At 71.3% G+C, this 21275-nt stretch carries 18 protein-coding genes; 12 read left to right on the top strand and 6 right to left on the bottom strand.

The features are described 5' to 3' along the window. Positions 1-18: 18 nt before the first annotated feature. From ACGFZS_RS12085 to ACGFZS_RS12095, 3 genes are read right to left on the bottom strand one after another with little or no spacing between them, the layout of a single operon-like run. The gene (locus ACGFZS_RS12085) at positions 19-429 is read right to left on the bottom strand and encodes a RidA family protein (RefSeq protein ID WP_393794993.1); all 411 of its coding nucleotides are present in this window, start codon (positions 427-429) and stop codon (positions 19-21) included. 12 nt (positions 430-441) lie between these two features. Further along, the gene (locus ACGFZS_RS12090; RefSeq protein ID WP_355716923.1) at positions 442-1203 is read right to left on the bottom strand and encodes an IclR family transcriptional regulator; all 762 of its coding nucleotides are present in this window, start codon (positions 1201-1203) and stop codon (positions 442-444) included. Then, complete coding sequence (locus tag ACGFZS_RS12095) at positions 1200-2309, bottom strand: sugar kinase (protein ID WP_393795456.1); 1110 nt, start codon at positions 2307-2309, stop codon at positions 1200-1202. Before ACGFZS_RS12095 ends, ACGFZS_RS12090 begins: the two co-directional genes overlap by 4 nt. Before the next feature lie 214 nt (positions 2310-2523). Here ACGFZS_RS12095 and ACGFZS_RS12100 point away from each other — a divergent pair, with 214 nt between their 5' ends. Both ACGFZS_RS12100 and ACGFZS_RS12105 read left to right on the top strand, forming a co-directional pair. Then, positions 2524-3801 carry an amino acid deaminase gene (locus ACGFZS_RS12100; protein WP_393794994.1) on the top strand — a complete coding sequence of 426 codons (1278 nt, stop codon included), beginning with the start codon at positions 2524-2526 and terminating at the stop codon, positions 3799-3801. 10 nt (positions 3802-3811) lie between these two features. Then, positions 3812-5428: an amidohydrolase family protein gene (locus ACGFZS_RS12105; RefSeq protein WP_393794995.1), complete on the top strand. Its 1617-nt coding sequence runs from the start codon at positions 3812-3814 to the stop codon at positions 5426-5428. A 57-nt stretch (positions 5429-5485) separates the two neighbouring features. Here the strand turns inward: ACGFZS_RS12105 and ACGFZS_RS12110 are convergent, their stop codons facing one another. After that, positions 5486-6319: a trypsin-like serine peptidase gene (locus ACGFZS_RS12110; protein WP_393662849.1), complete on the bottom strand. Its 834-nt coding sequence runs from the start codon at positions 6317-6319 to the stop codon at positions 5486-5488. Positions 6320-6542: 223 nt separating this feature from the next. Between ACGFZS_RS12110 and ACGFZS_RS12115 the strand changes: the two genes are divergently transcribed. The 7 genes from ACGFZS_RS12115 (at position 6543) to ACGFZS_RS12145 (ending at position 13669) form a co-directional block, all read left to right on the top strand. Further along, a complete protein-coding gene (locus ACGFZS_RS12115; RefSeq protein ID WP_393794996.1) occupies positions 6543-7079 on the top strand; it encodes a hypothetical protein in 537 nt (178 codons plus the stop codon). Between the two features lie 223 nt (positions 7080-7302). Continuing rightward, positions 7303-8514, top strand: a complete 1212-nt coding sequence (locus ACGFZS_RS12120; RefSeq protein WP_393794997.1) for a pyridoxal phosphate-dependent aminotransferase — start codon at positions 7303-7305, stop codon at positions 8512-8514. 93 nt (positions 8515-8607) lie between these two features. Further along, positions 8608-9015: a hypothetical protein gene (locus tag ACGFZS_RS12125; protein ID WP_393794998.1), complete on the top strand. Its 408-nt coding sequence runs from the start codon at positions 8608-8610 to the stop codon at positions 9013-9015. A gap of 211 nt (positions 9016-9226) precedes the next feature. Further along, a complete protein-coding gene (locus ACGFZS_RS12130; RefSeq protein WP_393794999.1) occupies positions 9227-10303 on the top strand; it encodes a hypothetical protein in 1077 nt (358 codons plus the stop codon). 30 nt (positions 10304-10333) lie between these two features. After that, positions 10334-11533 (top strand): toxic anion resistance protein, encoded by a 1200-nt coding sequence (locus tag ACGFZS_RS12135; RefSeq protein WP_393795457.1) that lies wholly within the window; start codon positions 10334-10336, stop codon positions 11531-11533. After that, positions 11530-13071 carry a substrate-binding domain-containing protein gene (locus ACGFZS_RS12140; RefSeq protein ID WP_393795000.1) on the top strand — a complete coding sequence of 514 codons (1542 nt, stop codon included), beginning with the start codon at positions 11530-11532 and terminating at the stop codon, positions 13069-13071. The genes ACGFZS_RS12135 and ACGFZS_RS12140 overlap by 4 nt, the downstream gene beginning before the upstream one ends. Further along, complete coding sequence (locus ACGFZS_RS12145; RefSeq protein WP_393795001.1) at positions 13058-13669, top strand: hypothetical protein; 612 nt, start codon at positions 13058-13060, stop codon at positions 13667-13669. The genes ACGFZS_RS12140 and ACGFZS_RS12145 overlap by 14 nt, the downstream gene beginning before the upstream one ends. A gap of 154 nt (positions 13670-13823) precedes the next feature. On the opposite strand, the gene ACGFZS_RS12150 is transcribed toward ACGFZS_RS12145, so the two are convergent. Together ACGFZS_RS12150 and ACGFZS_RS12155 are read right to left on the bottom strand one after the other, a co-directional pair. After that, the gene (locus ACGFZS_RS12150) at positions 13824-15785 is read right to left on the bottom strand and encodes a calcium-binding protein (protein ID WP_393795002.1); all 1962 of its coding nucleotides are present in this window, start codon (positions 15783-15785) and stop codon (positions 13824-13826) included. A gap of 348 nt (positions 15786-16133) precedes the next feature. Then, a complete protein-coding gene (locus ACGFZS_RS12155; protein ID WP_355716892.1) occupies positions 16134-17960 on the bottom strand; it encodes a phosphoenolpyruvate carboxykinase (GTP) in 1827 nt (608 codons plus the stop codon). Between the two features lie 322 nt (positions 17961-18282). Here ACGFZS_RS12155 and ACGFZS_RS12160 point away from each other — a divergent pair, with 322 nt between their 5' ends. The 3 genes from ACGFZS_RS12160 to ACGFZS_RS12170 all read left to right on the top strand — a co-directional run bounded on the left by ACGFZS_RS12160 (position 18283) and on the right by ACGFZS_RS12170 (position 21262). After that, positions 18283-18969, top strand: a complete 687-nt coding sequence (locus ACGFZS_RS12160; RefSeq protein ID WP_365687062.1) for a hemolysin III family protein — start codon at positions 18283-18285, stop codon at positions 18967-18969. A 113-nt stretch (positions 18970-19082) separates the two neighbouring features. Continuing rightward, positions 19083-20651, top strand: a complete 1569-nt coding sequence (locus ACGFZS_RS12165) for an MFS transporter (protein ID WP_393795003.1) — start codon at positions 19083-19085, stop codon at positions 20649-20651. After that, positions 20648-21262, top strand: coding sequence for a TetR/AcrR family transcriptional regulator (locus ACGFZS_RS12170; RefSeq protein ID WP_393795004.1), 615 nt, complete (start codon positions 20648-20650; stop codon positions 21260-21262). The genes ACGFZS_RS12165 and ACGFZS_RS12170 overlap by 4 nt, the downstream gene beginning before the upstream one ends. The last annotated feature ends 13 nt before the right edge of the window (positions 21263-21275 follow it).

Genomic DNA, 21275 nt, shown 5'->3' on the forward strand with positions numbered 1-21275 from the left:
GGGGACGGTGCGGGGACGTCAGCCGAGTACGGCGAGGGCGTCGATCTCGATGAGGAGGCCGGCGGGCAGACCGACGTAGACGGTCGTGCGGGCGGCGGGCGGGGCGGTGAGGCCCTGCTCCTCGAAGTAGGTGTTGTAGATGGCGTTCATCTCGGCGAAGTGGTCCACGTCCGTCAGATAGACGCGGATCATCATCACGTCGTCCCAGGAGGCGCCGCCCTCCTGAAGGATCGCCTTGACGTTGGCGAGGGTCTGGAGGGTCTGCTCGCGCAGTGTCGGTCCGGCCGGGGTCGGCGGCCTGCCCTCCTCGGCCGGCAGGAAACCGACCTGGCCGGCGACCTGGAGGATGTTGCCCTTCCGCACTCCGTGCGAGAACTTCGCGGGCGGGGTGGTGTGGGTCGTGGGGGTGAGGGCGGTCTTCTCGGTCATCAGGGGGCTTCCTTAGGGGGCTTCCTTGATCGGGGTTCTGCCGGAGTACTCACCGCTGATCGCGTCCGCCGTACGGCGCACCTGCGGGAGCAGGGTGAGGAGTTCGTCGGCGGTGACGACGACGTTGGGCGCGGAGACCGACATCGCGGCGACGACCCGCCCGTCGGCACCGCGGATCGGTGCGGCCACGCAGTTGATGGACTCCTCGTGGCCGCCGAGGTCGGTGGCCCAGCCCTGTTCGCGCACCCGGGCCAGCTCCTTGCGGAAGGCCTCCGCGTTGGGGGTCGAACGGGCCGTGTACATGGGGTAGTCGAGCTTGTCGGTGAGGGCCCGCCGCTCGGGCTCGGGCAGGTCGGCGAGGAGCAGTTTGGCGACGGCGGCGACGGTGATGGCGACCGGTTTCCCGATCCGCGAGTACATGCGTACCGGGTACCGGCTCTCCACCTTGTCGATGTACAGCACCTCGCCCTCCTCGAACACGGCGAGGTGCACGGTGTGTCCGCAGGCCGAGTTGAGGCGGGCCAGGTGGGGGTGGGCGATCTCGCGGATGTCGAGGTTCTCCATCGCCTCCTGGGCGAGGGCGAAGAGCCGGGCGCCGAGGCGGTAGCGCTGGTCGGACTGGCGGTAGACCAGGCCGTGTTCGTGGAGGGTGCGCAGCAGCCGCAGTGCGGTCGACTTGTGCACACCGAGGCGGTCGGCGACCCGGCCGAGGTCGGCGGGGCCCTCCGCGAGCAGGGGCAGGATGCTGAGCGCCCGGTCGACGGTCTGGCTCATGGGGTGCGTACCTCCTGTTCGGCCACACCGGCTTGGGTCCAGCCGGGGCCGAGTCGAAGTCTCTCCCACGCGGCGTCGTCGAGACCGATCAGGCGGTCGGTGGTGTCGCGGGCGGGGGGCGGGGCGAGGTCGGCGGGCGTCGTGAGGGCGGCGGCGGCGAAGAGATGCCCGACCCGGAGCGTCCGCCTGACCGGCAGGCCGCGCAGGATCCCGGAGAGGAACCCGGCGGCGAAGGCGTCCCCGGCGCCGACGTTCGCCACGACGTCGACGGTGGGGGCGGGTTCGAAGGTGCCGCGGGTGTCGGCGGGGGGCGGGGTTTCACTCGCCCGCGCCGGCGGGGTGGCCCGATGGGACGCGGCTGGGAAGCGCCCCGTAAGGGGCGCGGGGAACTGCGCGACCAGCCCCCACCGGGCCGCACTCGACACGAAAGCCGTCGCCCCCTTCGCGCCCTGCTTCACCACCAGCACCTCCGGCTCCGGCAACGCCTCCCGGATCGCCGTCGGCCCTCCCGTCACCCCCCACGCCAGCTCCGCCTCGTCCTCCCCCACGAAGACGATGTCGGCCCGCCGCGCCAGCTCCAGCAGCACCTCCGCGCCACCGGATCCGGTCCACAGCCCCGGCCGGTGGTTGACGTCGAACGACACCACCGGGCGGCCCCCCTCGGCGGGAGCGGCAGCCGTCAGCTCGTGCAGCAGCCCCAGGCAGCCCTCCGACAAGGCCGCCGTGATCCCCGACAGGTGCAGGATCCGCCCCGCGCGCACCGCCGCCAGGTCCACGTCGGCCACCGACATCGCCGACGCCGCCGACCCCGCCCGGTAGTACGCCACCTCGTGCGCGTCCGTCGCCCGGTCCCCCGCCGTACGGAAGTACACCCCCGTCGGGCGGACCGGATCGCGGTCCACGTACGCGACGTCGACGCCGTAGGACGCGACCGTCTCGACCAGGTGGTCGCCGAACCCGTCCGCCCCGACCCGGCTGACCCACCGCACCGCGTGGCCGGCGGCGGCCAGCCCGCAGGCCACGTTGGACTCGGCGCCGCCGATCGCACGGTCGAAGGACGGTACGTCCGCGAGGCGGCCCGGCCGGCTGGGCAGGAAGGTGACCATGGACTCGCCGAGCGCGACGACGTCCGGTACGTCATCCGGTGCGTCAACGGCGACGACCGCGTCCGTGGCCTTCACGATGGTCGGGCTCCTCGTCGTCGGGGAAGGGACGCTGCGGGCTCCATTGACCCGGCGTTGGCGTGGATGTTAGACAGCGGTAAGCGATATACGCAATGGACGTTGCACAGAATGCAACCACCCCGATCAGGGAGGCTCCGTGACCCTCGACCCCGGCACCGAAGCGCTCGCGCGGCTCGCGGAGGAGCGCGTGGACCACCGCTTCAAGGGACTTCCGCCGGACGCCGGGGGACTCACCGTCGGCGAGCTGGCCGCCCAGCGCCGCAACCTCTTCTCCGACGGCTTCGCCACCCCCGTGCTGGCCCTGTCCGCCGAGCGCCTGGAGCACAATCTCGCGCTGATGGAGACGTACGCCGCACGCCACGGCCTCGCCTTCGCCCCGCACGGCAAGACCTCCATGGCCCCGCAGCTGTTCCAGCGCCAGGTCGAGCACGGGGCGTGGGGCATCACCCTCGCCGTGCCGCACCAGGTGCGGGTGGCGCGGGCGTTCGGCACCCGCCGGGTCTTCCTCGCCAACGAACTCGTGGACGCCCCGGCGCTCCGCTGGATCGCCGCCGAACTGGAGCGGGACGCCGACTTCCACTTCGTCTGCTACGTCGACTCCGTGCGCGGGGTCGGCCTGATGGACGCGGCCCTGAAGGGGACCTCGCGTCCCGTGGACGTGGTCGTCGAGCTGGCCGCCGGGGAGGGCGCCCGCACCGGCGTCCGTACCGAGGCGGAGTGCGCGGCGGTCGCCGACGCGGTGGCGGGGGCGGAGACCCTGCGGCTGGTGGGGGTGGCCGGGTACGAGGGCGAGGTGCCGCGGGCGGACCCGGACCGGGTGCACGCCTATCTGCGCCGTCTCGTCGCGCTCGCCGTGGAGTTCGACGGGGCCGGACGGTTCGCCGGGACGGACGAGATCGTGGTCAGCGCGGGCGGCAGCGCCTGGTTCGACGCGGTGGCGGACGTCTTCGCCACCGTGCCCGAACTCACCCGCCCGGTCCTGAAGTTGCTGCGCTCGGGCGCGTACGTCTCGCACGACGACGGCCACTACCGCGAGATCACCCCCTTCAACCGGGTCCCCGGGGAGGGCGCCCTGGAGCCGGCCTTCCGGCTCTGGGCCCAGGTCGTCTCCCGCCCCTCCCCCGAGCAGGCCTTCGCCAACGCGGGCAAGCGGGACGCGGCCTACGACCTCCACCTCCCCTTCGCCCAGGTGGTCCGCCGGGACGGCACCGAGCGCCCGGCGACCGGCATCGAGGTCACCGGCCTCTCCGACCAGCACACCTGGCTGCGCACCGCTCCCGGGGCGGACCTGGAGGTCGGGGACTGGGTCGGGCTCGGCCTGTCCCACCCGTGCACCTCGTTCGACAAGTGGCAGCTGATCCCGGTCGCGGAGGCGGACGGGACGGTCGTCGACTACATCCGCACCTACTTCTAGGGAGCGTTCAGTGGAGGATCTGGTCATCCGGGACGCGGACGTCGTCGACGGCAGCGGCGCACCCTCCTACCGCGCGGACGTGGTGGTCGACGACGGCCGGATCGTGTCGATCGTCAAGGAGGCCGCGGCGGCGGGCTGCCAGCGCCCCCGCGCGGTGCGCGAACTGGACGCGGAGGGCCTGGTCCTCTCCCCCGGCTTCATCGACATGCACGCGCACAGCGACCTGGCCCTGCTCCGCGATCCCGACCACAGCGCCAAGGCCGCCCAGGGGGTCACCCTCGAAGTCCTGGGCCAGGACGGCCTGTCGTACGCCCCGGTCGACGACCGCACCCTGGCCGAGGTCCGCCGGGCGATCGCCGGCTGGAACGGCCACGGCGACGACATCGACTTCGACTGGCGCTCGGTCGGCGAGTACCTGGACCGCCTGGACCGGGGCATCGCGGTCAACGCGGCCTATCTGATCCCCCAGGGCACGGTCCGCGCGCTCGCCGTCGGCTGGGAGGACCGCGCGGCGACACCCCAAGAGCTGGACCGGATGCGGCAGTTGGTGGCGGAGGGCCTGGAACAGGGCGCGGTGGGCCTGTCCTCCGGCCTGACCTACACCCCCGGCATGTACGCCAAGGACGCCGAACTGACCGAGCTGTGCCGGGTGGTGGCGGAGTACGGCGGCTACTACTGCCCGCACCACCGCTCGTACGGCGCGGGAGCCCTTGAGGCCTACGAGGAGATGGTGGCCCTCACCCGGGAGGCGAACTGCCCCCTCCATCTCGCCCACGCCACCATGAACTTCGGCGTGAACAAGGGCCGCGCCCCCGAGCTGCTGTCGCTCCTGGACGAGGCCCTGGCCGCCGGCGCCGACATCACCCTGGACACCTACCCCTACACCCCCGGCAGCACCACCCTCGCGGCGATGCTGCCGAGCTGGGCGAACGAGGGCGGCCCGGAGGCGGCCCTGGCCCGCCTGTCGGACGACGGCACATCCGAACGCATCCGCCACCACCTGGAGGCCATCGGCTCCGACGGCTGCCACGGTGTCCCCATCGAGTGGGACACGATCGAGATCTCGGGCGTCGCCGACCCCGCCCTCGCGGACTTCGTCGGCCGTACGGTCCAGGAGTCGGCGCGGGAGCGGGGCGAGACCCCGTGGACCACGGCCCGCCACCTCCTGCTGGCGGACCGCCTGGCCCCGTCGATCCTCCAGCACGTGGGCCACGAGGAGAACGTCCGCACGATCATGCGCCACCCCGTCCACACCGGCGGCTCGGACGGCATCCTCCACGGCGCCAAGCCCCATCCCCGGGCCTACGGCACCTTCCCGCACTACCTCGGCCACTACGTAAGGGACCTGGGCATCCTCCCCCTGGAGGAGTGCGTGGCCCACCTCACCTCCCGCCCCGCGGCCCGGCTCCGCCTGCCGGACCGCGGCCTCGTCCACGAGGGCCACCGCGCCGACCTCGTCCTCTTCGACCCACGAACGGTGGCGGCGGGCTCCACCTTCGAGGAACCCCGCCGCCTACCGACAGGCATCCCGTATGTCCTGATCAACGGCCGCTTCGTGATCGAGGACGGTCGTCGCACGGACGAGTTGGCGGGACGAGCCGTCCGACGTGCGCCCCAATGCTTTTAGGGGCGCGGGGAACTGCGCGACCAGCCCCCACCGAACCCGCACCCGAAAACCGGCCCCCTACGGCTTCGGCAACGTGCACGCACTGGCCGCGAGGTTCAGCACATTCCCCGTCGTGAAGCACGCCGGAATGTTGTACGTCTCCTCGGCGTAGTTGATCCCCTGCCGCACCGTCACGTTCCCGCTCTCGTCCACCTCGCACGGGTTGTCCACGGTGCACCGCTCCCCGTCCTCGTTGCCTGTGTTGTTGACGGCGACGACCTGCCCGGTGGTGGTGTCGATCACCGGCGACCCCGAGGTCCCCCCGATCGTGTTGCACGCGGAGGTGTAACGGACCGAGTCCTTCCAGGTCCAGTCGCCCTCCTTCAGCCGGTACACGAACCCGTCGATGTTGCAGCTGTAGATCGTCTTCCAGTAGCCGGAGACGACCTTGATGGCGGTGCCGGCGGTCGGGTGGGTGTCGCTGACGGTCAGCGGGCTGATGCCGTAGGAGCTCTTGATCGCCGCGTACGTCGTGGTGGTGCGGTAGATCGTGACGTCCGTGTCGGTCATCGTCGAGTAGACGACCTGGTTGGCGCGGAGCGTGGCGACGCGGGTGCCGGAGGAGTTCAGCAGCCCGAAGGTACGGCTGGAGGACTGGCCGGTGATGACCTCGCCGGGGTCCGGGAAGCCGGTCTCCAGGCAGTGGCCGTTGGTCAGCACCAGGGCCGGGTCGGTGTCCGCGGAGTTCGGGAAGCGGATGACGGAGCCGGAGCAGTTGCTGAGCGAGACGGTGCCCGCGAAGTTGACGGTCACCGCCGCGGCCGCCTTGGCCTGTGGTGCGGCGATCGCCGGTGCCGTGCCGATCCCGGTGATGGCCAGGGAGGCGAGCGCGGCGACGAGAGGCTTGTTCATGTGGGGGTCCCCTCTATATGACGAGGTGACCGGAGATCTTCCGGCCACCCGCTGTTTTTGTCATGTGCATTCTCAACACAACAGGCCGCGAGAGCAAGGAGTTGTTTCAGGCCCGGCGTTGGCGGATTTCCGTACGGTCCGCTAGTGGGACCTGCCACCGCCGCCCCGCCCGTGCCCCCAGCCGCGCCCCGGATAGGTCGGGGTCGGGGTCGACGTCACCGCGGTGGCGCTCGGCGCAGGTGCGGACGTAGACGTCGGCGTCGCGCTCGCCCTGCGGGTCGGGGTGGCGCTCGCCGGCCCGGACGCCCCGGCCGTGGAGGCCGCGGCCGTCGGCGTGGTGGCCCGGACCGAGGGCGTCCGCGCGACCGGCGCGGCCGACCTCACCGAGGGCGCGACGGCGGACGCGCTGCCCGGACCGCCCTCCGGCGCCTGGGCCCGCGCCGAGGACCCGTCCGTCGCGAGGCGGGTACGGTCCCGCTCCCCCCGGGTGCCGTCGGGCGACGAGGAGAGGGCGAAGCCGGCGATCAGCGCGGCCGCGGACGCGGCGCCCACCGCCCCCACGGCGACCGCCACGCGCCTGGAGCGGCGCCCGGCCGTACCGCGGGCCGCCCGCCGCCGGTCCGCGCGGCCCGGCCGCGGAGCGGCGGGGGCGATCCGGGGCAGTTCGCGCGTCTCGTCGTATGCGTTGAGCCAGCCGTGCGCGGACGCGGGATCCCGGTACTCCCCGTACGCGGGCGCCGGTTCGCCCTGGGATTGGTAGACGCTGGGCGCCCCGGTCTCGTCCTCGGCAGGTCTCGGCATGGACGCGGATTGTAGGGAGAGGAGGGGCCTTTGAGACAGCTACCGGCGATAACAGGCCAAACCGCCGTGTCGCAACGAAGGCCCCGCCCGCACTCAGGCGGGCCCCCGCGCGCACCACGCCCATGTCTCACGTGTCGGAAAACACGACACGGCGCGTGTTACCTCCCCGTAAGCTCACCGGCATGCAGGTGATCCAGTCGACCAAGCTCGCCAATGTCTGTTACGAGATCCGGGGGCCGGTTCTCGAGGAGGCGATGCGGCTAGAGGCCGCGGGACACCGCATCCTCAAGCTGAACACCGGGAACCCGGCCGCCTTCGGCTTCGAGTGCCCGCCGGAGATCCTGGAGGACATCCTCCGCAACGTCTCCTCGGCACACGGCTACGGCGACGCGAAGGGCCTGCTGGCCGCCCGGCGCGCGGTCGTCATGCACAACCAGACCATCGGCATCGAGACCGACGTCGAGCACGTCTTCATCGGCAACGGCGTCTCCGAGCTGATCGTGATGGCGATGCAGGGCCTGCTGGACGACGGCGACGAGGTCCTCGTACCGGCGCCGGACTACCCGCTGTGGACCGCGGCGGTCTCCCTCTCCGGCGGCACCGCCGTGCACTACCGCTGCGACGAGCAGGCGGACTGGATGCCCGACCTCGCCGACATAGAGCGCAAGGTCACCGACCGCACCAAGGCGATCGTCGTCATCAACCCGAACAACCCGACGGGCGCGGTGTACGACGAGGCGATGCTGCGCGGGCTGACCGACATCGCCCGCCGCCACAACCTGCTGGTCTGCTCGGACGAGATCTACGACAAGATCCTCTACGACGGCGCCACGCACACCCCGACCGCCAAGGTCGCCCCCGATCTGCTCACCCTCACCTTCAACGGCATGTCGAAGGCGTACCGGGTGGCCGGCTACCGGGTCGGCTGGATGTCCGTCTCCGGCCCGCGCGCGCACGCCGAGTCCTACATCGAGGGCCTGACGATCCTCGCGAACATGCGGCTGTGCGCGAACATGCCCGGCCAGCACGGGGTCGTGGCCGCGCTCAGCGGGCGCCAGACGATCAACGACCTGGTCCTGCCGGGCGGGCGGCTGAAGGAGCAGGTGGACACGGCCTACGAGCTGCTCACCCAGATCCCGGGCGTGAGCTGCGTCCGCCCCAAGGGCGCCCTCTACCTCTTCCCGCGGCTCGACCCCCAGGTCTTCAAGGTCAAGGACGACCGGCAGATGGTCCTGGACCTGCTGCGCCAGGAGAAGATCATGGTCGTCCAGGGCACCGGCTTCAACTGGCCGGAGCCGGATCACTTCCGGGTGGTGACCCTGCCGACGGTGGGCGACCTGCGGGACGCTATCACCCGGATCGGCCGGTTCCTGGACGGGTACGGCCAGCCATAGGTAGCCGCCGGGCCACCGACCGTGACGCGGGTCAACTTTAGACGAGATCTAAGCTAGGATGGTTTCCTGTCACAGCACAGGAGGCCATCTCCCATGTACGAACCGATCCGCACCAAGTCGGTGCACAGCACGATGGCCGGCGCCCCCTCCGACTTCCCGCACCGCTCGCGCGAGGAGGAGCTGGACATCCAGCTCGCGGGACATCTCGCGGCACTGCTCGCCGTCACCGACGAGCTGCGCTCCCTCACTCCGTCCACCGACCTCGACACGGCCGCGACCCGGCTGGCCGAGCAGGTGGCCCGGCTGCGGGGCGGACGGACCCCGGTCCGCGCGTCACTGACGGCGGCCGGGCAGTCGGCCGCGCTCCACGAGCGCGCCCACGCGCTCGCGGGCCGGGCCCTGGTGGTCGCGGCGTCCCGCGCGGACACCGCGGCGGCGATCCTCGCCGCCGAGCGCATGGACGCACACGCGGCGGCCACGGAACTCACCACCGCCGGCTGACCCCTCGAACGGCCCCGGTCCGCGCGCTCCCGCAGCGACGCGCGGACCGGGTTGCCACACCCTCCCGACCTCCCGCGCCACCCGGTGGCCCGCACGGCCGGCGCACCTCTGCTCGATCCTCGTCCCCCCGTTGTAATCCGGGACGTCCGATTCACCCCCCGTTCACCCAGGACGCCCAGGAACGTGGAGTTCCGCGAGCACGCTCCCCCGCGTGAGACGTATCGCGGGAATCGTCCTGGCGGTGCTGCTGATCGGTGGCGTGGTGGCTGCCGTCGTCGCAGGCCGACATGGGGATGACAAGGGCACGGCAACGAAGACCGTGCGTGGTGTGATCGGTTCGGAGAAGTCGGACTTCTTCGCCGATCCCGATGTGGTGAAGGCCCTCGCCGCCAAGGGCTACACCGTGAAGACGGAGGCGTCGGGGTCCTGGGCCATGGAGGACCTGAACCTGAAGGGCTACGACTTCGCCTTCCCGTCCAGCTCGGCACCCGCCGACCAGCTGGCCGGGAAGTACCACGCGCGTCAGCCCCTGCCCCGGCCCTTCTACTCGCCGCTCGTGGTGGTGGCCCACCGCAGCGCGGCCGGGGTGCTCGCCGCCAACGGGCTCGCCGTGCTCGACGGCAAGGGCAAGGGCACCCTGAAGATGAGCGCCTACCTGGACGCGGCCGAGCACGACCGCACCTGGCAGCAGCTCAAGGGGGCCAAGGCACACGGAGAGCTGACCGGGACGCTGTACATCACCAGCACCGACCCCGAGACCTCCAACTCCGGCGCCCTCTACCTGGCCGCCGCCTCCTATGTCGCCAACGGCGGCCGGGTGGTGTCGAGCACCGCCGAGGTCGCGCGGACCGCCCCGCTGCTGCACAAGCTCGTCAGCGTGCAGGGCGCCCAGCAGCCCAGCAGCGACTCGGTGTTCCGGGACTTCATCAGCGGCGCCGGAAACCCGCTGGTGTGCCTCTACGAGTCGCAGGTGGTGTCGCTGCTCGCCGAACAGCACGGCGCCGACGACCTCGTGGTCCTCTACCCGGACACCACCGTCAACAGCGACCACACGATCGTGCCGCTGGACGACGCCGGCCGGGAGCTGGGCCAACTCCTCAGCACCGACCCGACGTTGCGCAAGCTCGCCGTCAAGCACGGCTTCCGGCCCCAGGGCGACTCCGCCGAGTTCGTCAAGGCCACGGCCGACCACGCCGCCTACCTCAACCAGACACTGACCGGCGTCCGGCAGGCGCCCGTGCCCACCTCCGCGGTGCTGCACGAGATGGCCCGCCGGGCGCGCGGCTGACGGGGGGATCCTGTGAGCAACTTCGACAAGATGACGCCGAGCGGCGGTGACCACGCGCCCACCCTCAGCGGTGAGGACGTCTTCACCCTGACCCCGCCGGAGGCCGTCGCGCCCGTGCCGCGGGAGAAGGCCGGCGGGCTGGTGCCCGTGGAGGACAGCGTCCGCGCGGACATGGCGCACAAGGCCGCCGGCTACGTCCGGGACCTCGCCGCCCTGGACGCCCGGTCACCGGAGTTCGCGAGCAAGGTCGGCGAGATCACCGGCCTCGGCGCCGGCGAGATGCGCACCGCCGCCTCGCAGTCCAACCGCATGCTGGAGCGCGCGGTGCGCAGCCTGCCCGACAAGGGCGGCGACGCCCAGGCCAAGGTGGCCGGCTCGCTCGTCGAACTCCGCCGGGTCGTCGAGGACCTGGACCCGCGCGACCTGCCCGCGAGCAAGGGCCGCAAGTTCCTCTCCCGGCTGCCCGGCGGCAACAAGCTCCGCGACCACGTCGCCAAGTACGCCTCCGCGCAGGGCACGCTGAACAAGATCGTGGGCTCGCTGCGCGGCGGGCAGGACGAACTCCGGCGGGACAACGCCGCGTTGCAGACCGAGCGGGTCCGGCTGTGGGAGACCATGGGCAAGCTCCAGGAGTACGTGGTCCTCACCCAGGCCCTGGACACCGCCGTGGAGCAGCACGTCGTCCGGCTCACGGACCCCCAGGAGGCCGACGCCGTCCGCGCGGACGTGCTCTTCCCGGTCCGGCAGAAGCACCAGGACCTGCTCACCCAGCTCGCGGTCTCCGCGCAGGGCTACCTGGCGATGGACGTCGTACGCCGCAACAACGACGAGCTGATCAAGGGCGTCGAACGGGCCGCCACCACCACCGTGTCCGCCCTGCGCATCTCGGTGATGCTGGCCTCCGCGCTCGACAACCAGAAGAAGGTCATCGAGCAGGTCAACGCGTTGCGCGGGACGACCGAGGAACTGATCCGGGGCAACGCCGAGATGCTCGCCACGCAGAGCGGCGAGATCCAGCGGATCGCGGCCGACCCGGCCGTCGGCGCCGAGACCCTGCGCGCCGCCTTCCAGCAGATCTACCGCACCCTCGACGCCATCGACACCTACAAGGTGCAGGCGACCGAGGTGATGGCGAACACCGTGCAGTCCCTCACGGACGAACTCCAGCAGGCGAGCGCCTACCTGGAGCGCAGCCGGGCGAAGGGCGCGCTGGAGGGCGGCCTCGCATGAACAGACGCACGTTGCACGCCCTTTCCGCCCTCCTTGCGGCGGCGGCCGTCGTCCTGGCGGGCTGCACCCCCGAGGACCACGGCGACGACGACTCCACGGCCCCGAAGGCGGGCACCCTGCGGGTCCTCGCGTCCTCCGAACTCAGCGACATGACGGCCGTGTTCGAGCGTGTCCGCAAGGACACGGGTGTCACCATCCGCCCGACCTACATGGGCACCCTGGACGCCGTCGACCTGCTGGCCAAGGGGAAGACGGCCGGCAGGTACGACGCGCTGTGGCTGTCCTCCGACGACTATCTGCGGCTGCGCCCCGAGGCGGCGAAGAAGGTCGTCTCCGAGACCTCGATCATGTCCAGCCCGGTCGCGATCGGCGTGAAGACGGCCACCGTCCGGTCGCTGGGCTGGAAGCCGGCCGCCGTCACCTGGTCCCAGGTCGAGCAGGCCGTCGAGGCGGGCAGGCTGACGTACGGCATGACCGACCCGGCGCGCTCCAACTCCGGCTTCTCCACGCTGGTCTCGGTGGCCTCCGCGCTCTCCGGCGCCCAGTCGGCGCTCACGGACGCCGACGTCACCAAGGCGACGCCCCGGCTGAAGAAGTTCTTCCGGGGCCAGACCCTGACCTCGGGCTCCTCCGGCTGGCTGGCCTCGGCCTACAAGCGGCGCGGCAACGTCGACGCGCTGCTCAACTACGAGTCGGTCCTCCAGGAGATCCCCGGCCTGACGGTGATCCGTCCGACCGACGGTGTGGTCACCGCCGACTACCCGCTCTCCTCGCTGGCCTCGACCTCCTCGGCGACCCGCGAGGACGTCCGCCGGGTGACGGAGGACCTGCGCACGGCGGCCGTGCAGAAACTCATCACGGACACCACGCACCGCCGCCCGGTGGTGGCCGCCGTCCCGCCGGCCGCCGGCCTGGACACCAGCCGCCGTCGCGAACTCCCCTTCCCCGGCAGCCAGTCGGTGGCCGACGGGCTGATCTCCGCCTACGAGAACGACCTGCGCCGGCCCTCCCGCACGGTCTACGTCCTGGACACCTCGGGCTCGATGGAGGGCGACCGCCTCTCCCGCCTGAAGGCCGCGCTCACCGGCCTCACCGGTGACTTCCGCGACCGCGAGGAGGTCACCCTGATGCCGTTCGGCTCGGACGTGAAGAGCGTCAGCACCCATGTGGTCGACGACAAGTCCGACCTCGCCGCGATCCGCAAGGACACCGACGCCCTGCACGCCGACGGCAACACGGCGATCTACACCTCCCTGGAGAAGGCGTACGCGCAGCTGAACCCCTCCCAGGAGACCTTCACGTCGATCGTGCTGATGACCGACGGCGAGAACACCACGGGTGCCAAGGTCGGTGACTTCGACGCCTTCTACAACAAGCTCTCCGCCGACCGGCAGCAGATCCCCGTCTTCCCCATCCTCTTCGGCGACTCCTCCCGCGCCGAACTCCAGCACATCGCCACCCTGACCGGCGGCCGTCTCTTCGACGCGCAGCAGGGCTCCCTGGACGGCGCCTTCGAGGAGATCCGTGGCTACCAATAAGACCAACGGGGTCCTCGCCTACCTCGAGTCCCGGAAGAACCTCACGGGCGGCGCGGCCGGTCTCGTCGGCCTGGTGCTGACCTTCACCGGGGTCGCGGGCACGTACTGGCCGGTCGTGGTGGCGGGCCTGTACGGCGCGGGCGCGCTGATCGCCCCGCCGGAACGCCCGCCGCTGCCGGAGTTCCCCACCCCGTCCGCCCAGCTGGGCGAGGTGCGGGCGGACTTCCGCAAGCTGGAGACCTATCTGGCGGAGGTCGGCCTGCCGGCCTCCACCGAGGCGCGGCTGGCGGAACTGACGGACCTGCTGACGGCGTTGCTCGACCCGGGCCGGCCCGCCGAGCTGCTCGCCGAGGACCCGGAGGGCGTCCACGTCCTGTCACGGACGGTACGGCAGGACATCCCGGAGGCCGTCGACAGCTTCGTCCGCACCCGGTGGTGGACACGTCTGGCACCCGGACAGGAGCCGCCGGAGAAGCACCTGGAGCGCCAGCTGGGCCTCCTGAAGGAGGAGGCCGAGGAACTGGCGGCCGCGCTGCGCGACACGGAGGCCAGGCGCCAGGAGACCCACACGCGGTACCTGGAGGACCGGAACAACTAATCCGCTGCGGTTCGGCGCCCCAAAGGGGCGCTGGGGGTACCCCCGGCCGAAGGCTGGGGGAGGAACTGCGCGACCAGCCACGACGGCGCCGCAGACGGCAGACAGCAGACGGCCGGCCCCCCGCGGAGCGCGAGGGGCCGGAGCCGGCGGGTGGTCAGGGACAGCTGATGCGGCTGTCGCCCGGGTCGGTGGTGCAGGTGTCGAAGCCGAGGCCGCCGTTGGCCGTGTCGTTGCCGGAGACGCCGTCGGTGGTGGTCACCCGGTCGTTGCCCGCGGAGCCGTTCACGGTGTCGTTGCCCGGGCCGCCGTTGAGGGTGTCGTTGCCGTTGCCTCCGTCGATGATGTCGTTGCCGTAGTCGCCGTAGACGGTGTCGGCGCCGTCGACGCCGCGGAGGGTGTCGTTGCCGCTCAGGCCGCAGATCACGTCGTTGCCGCTGGTGCCGGTGAGGGTGTCGGTGCCGCTGGTGCCGATGATGGTGCAGCCCCGGGAGTTGGCGGCGGTGCCGGTGGCCGTGGCGGTGTTGTTGCCGGTCGCCGGGTCGGTCTGGGTGGCCGTCACCGTGGCGGTGTTGCGGAGGGTGCCGGTGGCGCGGGGTTCGGCGACCACCGTGACCGTCGCGCTCGCGCCCGCGGCCAGGGTGTTCAGGGAGCAGGTGGCGCCGGTGGCGGTGGTGGCGCAGCTGCCCTGGGAGGGCGTGGCCGAGATCAGGGTCGCGCCCCCGCCGGAGAGGGCGTCGGTCAGGGTGACCCCGGTGGCGGTCGCGGTGGAGGCGGTCGCGTTGGTCACGCGGACGGTGTAGGTGGCGCGGTCGCCGAGGGTGACGGAGGCCGGGCCGGTCTTGGTGACGGAGAGGTCGGCGGTGGGCGGGGGCGGGGTCGTGCCGCCGCCCAGGTAGCGGGCGAGTGCGAAGTCGCTGCCCGGTCCGCCCTGGCCGGCGGCGACGATCCTGCCGTCGGACTGGATCGCCACGCCGTGGGCGGCGTCGGTGCCGCCGAAGCCCGTGGCCACCCGGCCGCCGGTGCCGAAGCCGCTGTCCAGGCTGCCGTCGGTGTTGTACCGCCAGACGTTGAACCCGCCGGTCCCGCTGCCGGCGACGACGATCCGTCCGTCGCTCTGCAGCTTCACGTCCTGGCCGGACCCGCCGGGGGTGACGGCCAGGCCGTTGCCGTCGAAGCTCGGGTCCAGGGTGCCGTTGGTGTTGTAGCGGGCCAGCGCGACCCCGGCGCCGCCCGCGCCGGCCGCGACGATCTTGCCGTCGGGCTGGACGGCGAGCGCCTCCGCGGTGTCGTAGCCGCCGAAGTCGGTGCGCTGGATGCCGCCGTTGCCGAACCCGGTGTCGAGGGTGCCACCGGCGTTGTAGCGGACGAGCACGAAGTCGAAGCGGGTCTGTCCGACCTGGCCCGCGACCACGATCCTGCCGTCGGGCTGGAGGGCGAGGGCGCGCACGTCGCCGCCCTCCTGCGGGGAGGTGCCCAGCGGGGTGGTGACCATGCCGTCGCCGCTGAAGCCGGTGTCCGGGCTGCCGTCGGAGTTGTAGCGGGCGACCGCGGCCTGGCCGCCGACATAGCCCGCGGCGACGATCTTTCCGTCGGGCTGCACCGCGACGTCCATGGCCTCCTCGGGGGTGCCGAAGTCGGTGAACACCCGGCCGTCACCGCCGCCGAAGCCCGTGTCCAGCGTGCCGTCCGTGTTGTAGCGGGCCACCGTGAACCAGCAGCAGTTCTCGTACCCGCGCCAACTGCCGCCCGCCACCACGATCTTGCCGTCGGGCTGCAGCGCCACGGCGTGCGCCTCGCTCCACTGGAGGTCGCCGTCCGTGATCATGTTGTTGATGGGCGTGGTGACCTTGCCGTCGCCGCCGAAGCCCGGGTCCAGGGTGCCGTCGGGGTTGTGCCGGGTCAGCGCGAAGTCGCTCTCCGGTACCGAGTCGTCGGCGGAGGAGCCGACGGAGACGATCTTGCCGTCCGGCTGTACCGCCACGTCGTTCGCCGAGTCGGTGCCGCCGACGTCGGTGAGGACCGTGCCGCCGTTGCCGAAGCCGGTGTCCAGGTCGCCGGGGGCGGCGACCGCGGTGCCGGGCAGGGCCAGGACGAGCGCCAGGAGGGCGGCCGTCACGGTTCCGGCCCGGATCGTGAGCGATCGAACGCCAGGTGTGAACGATCGAACATATGGTGTGATCATGGACGCCAGCGTCCCGGCGCCGGTCCCCGGGTCCACACGCCACGAGCCGCCTTGCGCCCACCGGCCGCAGGAAATCAGCCCGGCGGGCGACCGGTACCCCACCCACACAGGCGAAGGCCCGCCGTCACCGCGACCGTCGGGGCGGACGGAGGCAGGTGACGGCAGGCCTGTCGGCCGCACACGCCGTTGTGCGCGGCCTCGCCGGTACACACCGCGGCCGGCCGTGACGATCGCTGGTCAGGGCACATCCCCCAACCGGCCGCGGAGTCTTTCGTACGGGACTCAGCCCAGGCGCTCGACCAGCGACCGGTACTCGTCCCACAGCTCCTTCGGCGTGTGCTCGCCGAAGGTGTTGAGGTGGTCGGGGACGAGCGCGGCCTCCTCCCGCCAGACCTCCTTGTCGACGGTCAGCAGGAAGTCGAGGTCGCTGTCGGCGAGGTCGAGCCCGTTGGTGTCGAGGGCCTCCCGGGTCGGCAGCACACCGATCGGCGTCTCCACGCCCTCGGCCTTGCCGTCCAGCCGCTCCACGATCCACTTCAGGACGCGGGAGTTCTCGCCGAAGCCGGGCCAGACGAACTTGCCCGCGTCGTTCTTGCGGAACCAGTTGACGTAGTAGATCTTCGGGAGCTTCGCCTGGTCCTTGTCCTTGGCGACGTCGACCCAGTGGGCCATGTAGTCGCCCATGTTGTAGCCGCAGAACGGCAGCATCGCGAACGGGTCGCGGCGCAGCTCGCCGACCTTGCCCTCGGCGGCGGCGGTCTTCTCGGAGGCCACGTTGGCGCCGAGGAAGACACCGTGGTTCCAGTCGAAGGACTCGGTCACCAGCGGGACGGCGGTGGCGCGGCGGCCGCCGAAGAGGATCGCCGAGATCGGCACGCCCTTCGGGTCCTCCCACTCCGGCGCGATGATCGGGCACTGCGAGGCCGGGACGGTGAAGCGGGCGTTGGGGTGGGCGGCCGGGGTCTCGGAGCCCGGCGTCCAGTCGTTGCCCTTCCAGTCCGTGAGGTGGGCCGGAGTCTCCTCCGTCATGCCCTCCCACCAGATGTCGTCGTCGTCCGTGAGCGCGACGTTGGTGAAGACCGCGTTGCCCCACAGCGTCTTCATCGCGTTGGCGTTGGTGTGCTCACCGGTGCCGGGCGCGACGCCGAAGAAGCCGGCCTCGGGGTTGATCGCGTAGAGGCGGCCGTCCTCGCCGAACCGCATCCAGGCGATGTCGTCGCCGATGGTCTCGACGGTCCACCCGGAGACGGTGGGCTCCAGCATGGCGAGGTTGGTCTTGCCGCAGGCGCTCGGGAAGGCGGCGGCGACGTACTTCGACTCGCCCTGCGGGGGCGTCAGTTTGAGGATCAGCATGTGCTCGGCGAGCCAGCCCTCGTCGCGTGCCATGACCGACGCGATGCGCAGGGCGTAGCACTTCTTGCCGAGCAGGGCGTTGCCGCCGTAGCCGGAGCCGTAGGACCAGATCTCGCGCGACTCGGGGAAGTGCGAGATGTACTTGGTCTGGTTGCACGGCCAGGGGACGTCCGCCTCGCCCTCGGCGAGCGGGGCGCCGAGGGTGTGCACGGCCTTCACGAAGAAGCCGTCGTCACCGAGTTCGTCGAGGACGGCCTGGCCCATGCGCGTCATCGTGCGCATGGAGACGGCGACGTACGCGGAGTCGGTGATCTCCACGCCGAGCGCGGAGAGCGGCGAGCCCAGCGGGCCCATGCAGAACGGGACGACGTACATCGTCCGGCCCTTCATCGAGCCGCGGAACAGGCCCTTCTCGCCGCTGAAGATCTCCCGCATCTCCGCGGGGTCCTTCCAGTGGTTGGTCGGGCCGGCGTCCTTCTCCTGCTCGGAGCAGATGAAGGTGCGGTCCTCGACCCGGGCGACATCGGTCGGGTCGGAGGCCGCGTAGTAGGAGTGGGGGCGCTTGATCGGGTCGAGCTTCTTGAAGGTGCCCTTCGCCACGAGCTCTTCGCACAGTCGCTCGTACTCGGCCTCGGATCCGTCACACCAGACCACGCTGTCCGGCTGCGTCAGTTCGACGATCTCGTTGACCCACGAGATCAGTTCCTGATGGTTGGTGGGGATGACGGTGGTGGGAGCCGCGATGTCGCGCGCCACGATTGCTCCTAAATGAGGGTTTTTTTGATCTTTTTGGTCCGCTGAGGACCTCGTTGCCCCGTGGGGGCCGCGACCCGGATGCTTCGTAGCCGCTCATCCGGTGCCGACCGCACTCATTTGATCCTCCGACTCGATCACCCATCTGTCCAGAGGGAGTCACAGATGAGCGACGTGAGGAACGCCACGGTTTCCGTGTTTTCCTGCGCTTCTTTGCGTCCACGTGGAGTTCAGCTTGAGATCTTTTTGCGAGAGATGAGACGATGGCCACTCCGGCAAGGTCATAAAGCGAGACCGACCCGTGACCTACGGTTCCGTAGGTACGATGCGGTGCATGACTGCGTCCGCCCCCGCCGCGCTCTCGTCCCTGTCGCAACAGGTCAAGCCCAAGCTGCGCGGCTGGCTGCACCTGGGCATGTTCCCGGCCGTACTCGTCGCGGGACTCGTCCTCACCGCCCTCGCGGACTCACCGCGCGGCCGGATCGCCTGCGGGATCTACGTCCTGACGGCCTGCCTGCTGTTCGGCGTGAGCGCGCTGTACCACCGGGGCGACTGGAGCCCGCGCATGGACGGCATCCTGCGCAGACTCGACCACGCCAACATCTTCCTGATCATCGCGGGCACGTACACGCCCCTGACGATGCTGCTGCTGCCCGGGGCGAAGGGGCAGTGGCTGCTGTGGGGCATCTGGGGCGCGGCGGCCGCGGGCATCGTCTTCCGGGTGTTCTGGGTCGGCGCCCCGCGCTGGCTGTACACGCCCTGCTACATAGCGATGGGCTGGGCGGCGGTCTTCTTCCTGCCCGACTTCATGCGCACCGGCGGTATCGCCGTGCTGGTCCTGGTGATCGTGGGCGGCCTGCTCTACAGCGCGGGCGGCGTGATCTACGGCATCAAGCGCCCCAACCCGTCTCCGCGTTACTTCGGCTTCCACGAGGTCTTCCACTCGTTCACGCTGGCCGCGTTCGTCGTCCACTACGTGGGGATCTCCCTGGTGGCGTACCAGCACGCGTAGCTCCCCCGCCTCTCCTCCGAGTGGCCACGGCTCCCCAGCCGTGGCCACTTTTTCACGCCCTGACATCGACTCCCCATTGACAGTCCATATATTTTGAGAGCTACTCTCATTTCATGGCTACTGTCACTCACTCCGAAGAGACACGTCTCGACCCCCGCCGCTGGTGGGCGCTGGGCGCCCTGGTCGCGAGCATGCTGGTGCTCGGCTTCGACACCACGATCCTCAACGTGGCGCTGCCGACCATGGCCGAGCAGCTCGGCGCCACCACCAGCCAGCAGCAGTGGATGGCCGACGCGTACGTCGTCGTCTTCGCCTCGCTGATGCTCCCGGCCGGACTGCTCGGCGACCGCTTCGGCCGCCGCCGGATGCTCGTCACCGGCCTCGTGATCTTCCTGGTCGGCTCGGTGATCGGCGCCCTCACCGGCGACGTGAACTGGGTGGTCGCCGCCCGCACCGTGATGGGCGTCGGCGCGGCCCTGGTCATGCCGCTGGCGATGTCCGTACTGCCCTCGCTGTTCGGGCCCGGCGAGCGCACCCGGGCCGTCGGCATCGTCTCGGCCGCCTCCGCGCTCGGTCTGCCGCTCGGCCCGATCATCGGCGGCTGGCTGCTCAACCACTTCTGGTGGGGCTCGGTCTTCCTGATCAACGTCCCGATGGTCGCCATCGGCGTCGCCGCCTGCGTCTTCCTGCTCCCCGAGACCAGCGACCCCGCCTCCCCGAAGGTCGACGTCCTGTCCACCGTGCTCACCGCGACCGGCCTCGGCACCCTGATCTACGCGATCATCGAGGCCCCCGACCGCGGCTGGGGCGACCCGCTGGTCCTGGTCCTGTTCGCCCTCGCCGTGGTCCTCGTCGGGGCCCTGGTGCTGCGCGAACGCCAGGTGGAGCGCCCCATGCTCGACATGGAGCTGCTCACCCACCGCGGCTTCCTGCTGAACGCGGCCGCGGCGACCCTGGTGATGTTCGTGCTCTCCGGCCTGATGTTCGTGCTGCCGCCCTACCTCCAGGCGGTCCTCGGCAACGACGCCTTCGGCACCGGCCTGCGCATGCTGCCCATGATGGGCGGCCTGATCATCGCCGCGCGGGCCGCGCAGCCGCTCGTCGAACGCTTCGGGGCCCGGGCCGTGGTCGCCGCGGGCCTGGTCGTCCTCGCCTTCGCCGCCCTCCTCGGTAGCCGTACGACCGTCCACGACGGCTACGGCTTCACCGCGCTGTGGCTCTCCGTCGCGGGCCTCGGCTTCGGCTTCTCCGTCGTCCCCTCGATGGACGGCGCGCTCGCCGCGCTGCCCGCGAACCGGGCCGGCAGCGGCTCCGGACTGCTGATGACCCTGCGCCAGGTCGGCGGCGCCATCGGCATCGCCCTGCTCGGCAGCCTGCTGGCCGACGCCTTCCGCGACCGCCTGGACACCGCCGGCCTGCCCGCCCCGCTGGGGCACACCGCCGGCGAATCCGTCGTCGCCGCCCACCTGGTCGCCGAGAAGACCGGCTCGACCCACCTCATCGCCTCGGCGAACGCCTCGTACGTCCACGGCATGGGCCTGGTCCTGCTGGTCTGCGGCATCGCCGCCCTCGCCACCGCGCTGCTGGCCGCCGCGTTCCTGCCCAACACGCCGACCGCCCACCGCCGCGAAGGAGACGAGTCCCCGGCCGTGGCCCCCGCCACCGCCGATGCCGGACAATGACCACCATGACGGCACCGCACACCTCCCCCCAGCCCAGCCTCCGCGAACGGAAGAAGATCAAGACCCGCGAGGCGATCCGTGAGGCCACCTACGGGCTGGTCGAGGAGCAGGGCTGGGACGCCACGACGATCGAGCAGATCGCCGAGCGGGCCGAGGTGTCGCCGTCCACGGTCTTCCGGTACTTCCCGACCAAGGAGGACATCGTCCTCACCGACGAGTACGACCTGCTGATCATGGAGGAGCTCCGGGCCCGGCCCACCGACGAGCCGTGGCCGGAGTCCCTCCGCTATGTGATGCACCGGGCGATCCGGCTGGGCGTGAAGGACGACCCGGCGGTCTCCCGACTGCGCACCCGGCTCATGGTCGAGGTCCCCGCGGTGCGCTCCCGGATGATGGAGAGCATGTCGTCCACCGGCCGCCTGCTCTGCCAGGCCATCGGCGAGCGCACCGGCCGCTCCCCGGACAGCCTGGAGGTCCGGGTCTACGCGATGTCCTTCATCGGCGGGCTGATGGAGGTCTCGATGTACTGGGCGGAGAACGAGCACGAGGGCGACTTCGAGTCCCTCGTCGACCGCGCCCTGAACGTCATCGAGCACGGCCTGCCCACCTAAAACCACTGAGGTC

The organism is Streptomyces sp. NPDC048288 (genome assembly GCF_043201555.1).
Taxonomy (GTDB): domain Bacteria; phylum Actinomycetota; class Actinomycetes; order Streptomycetales; family Streptomycetaceae; genus Streptomyces.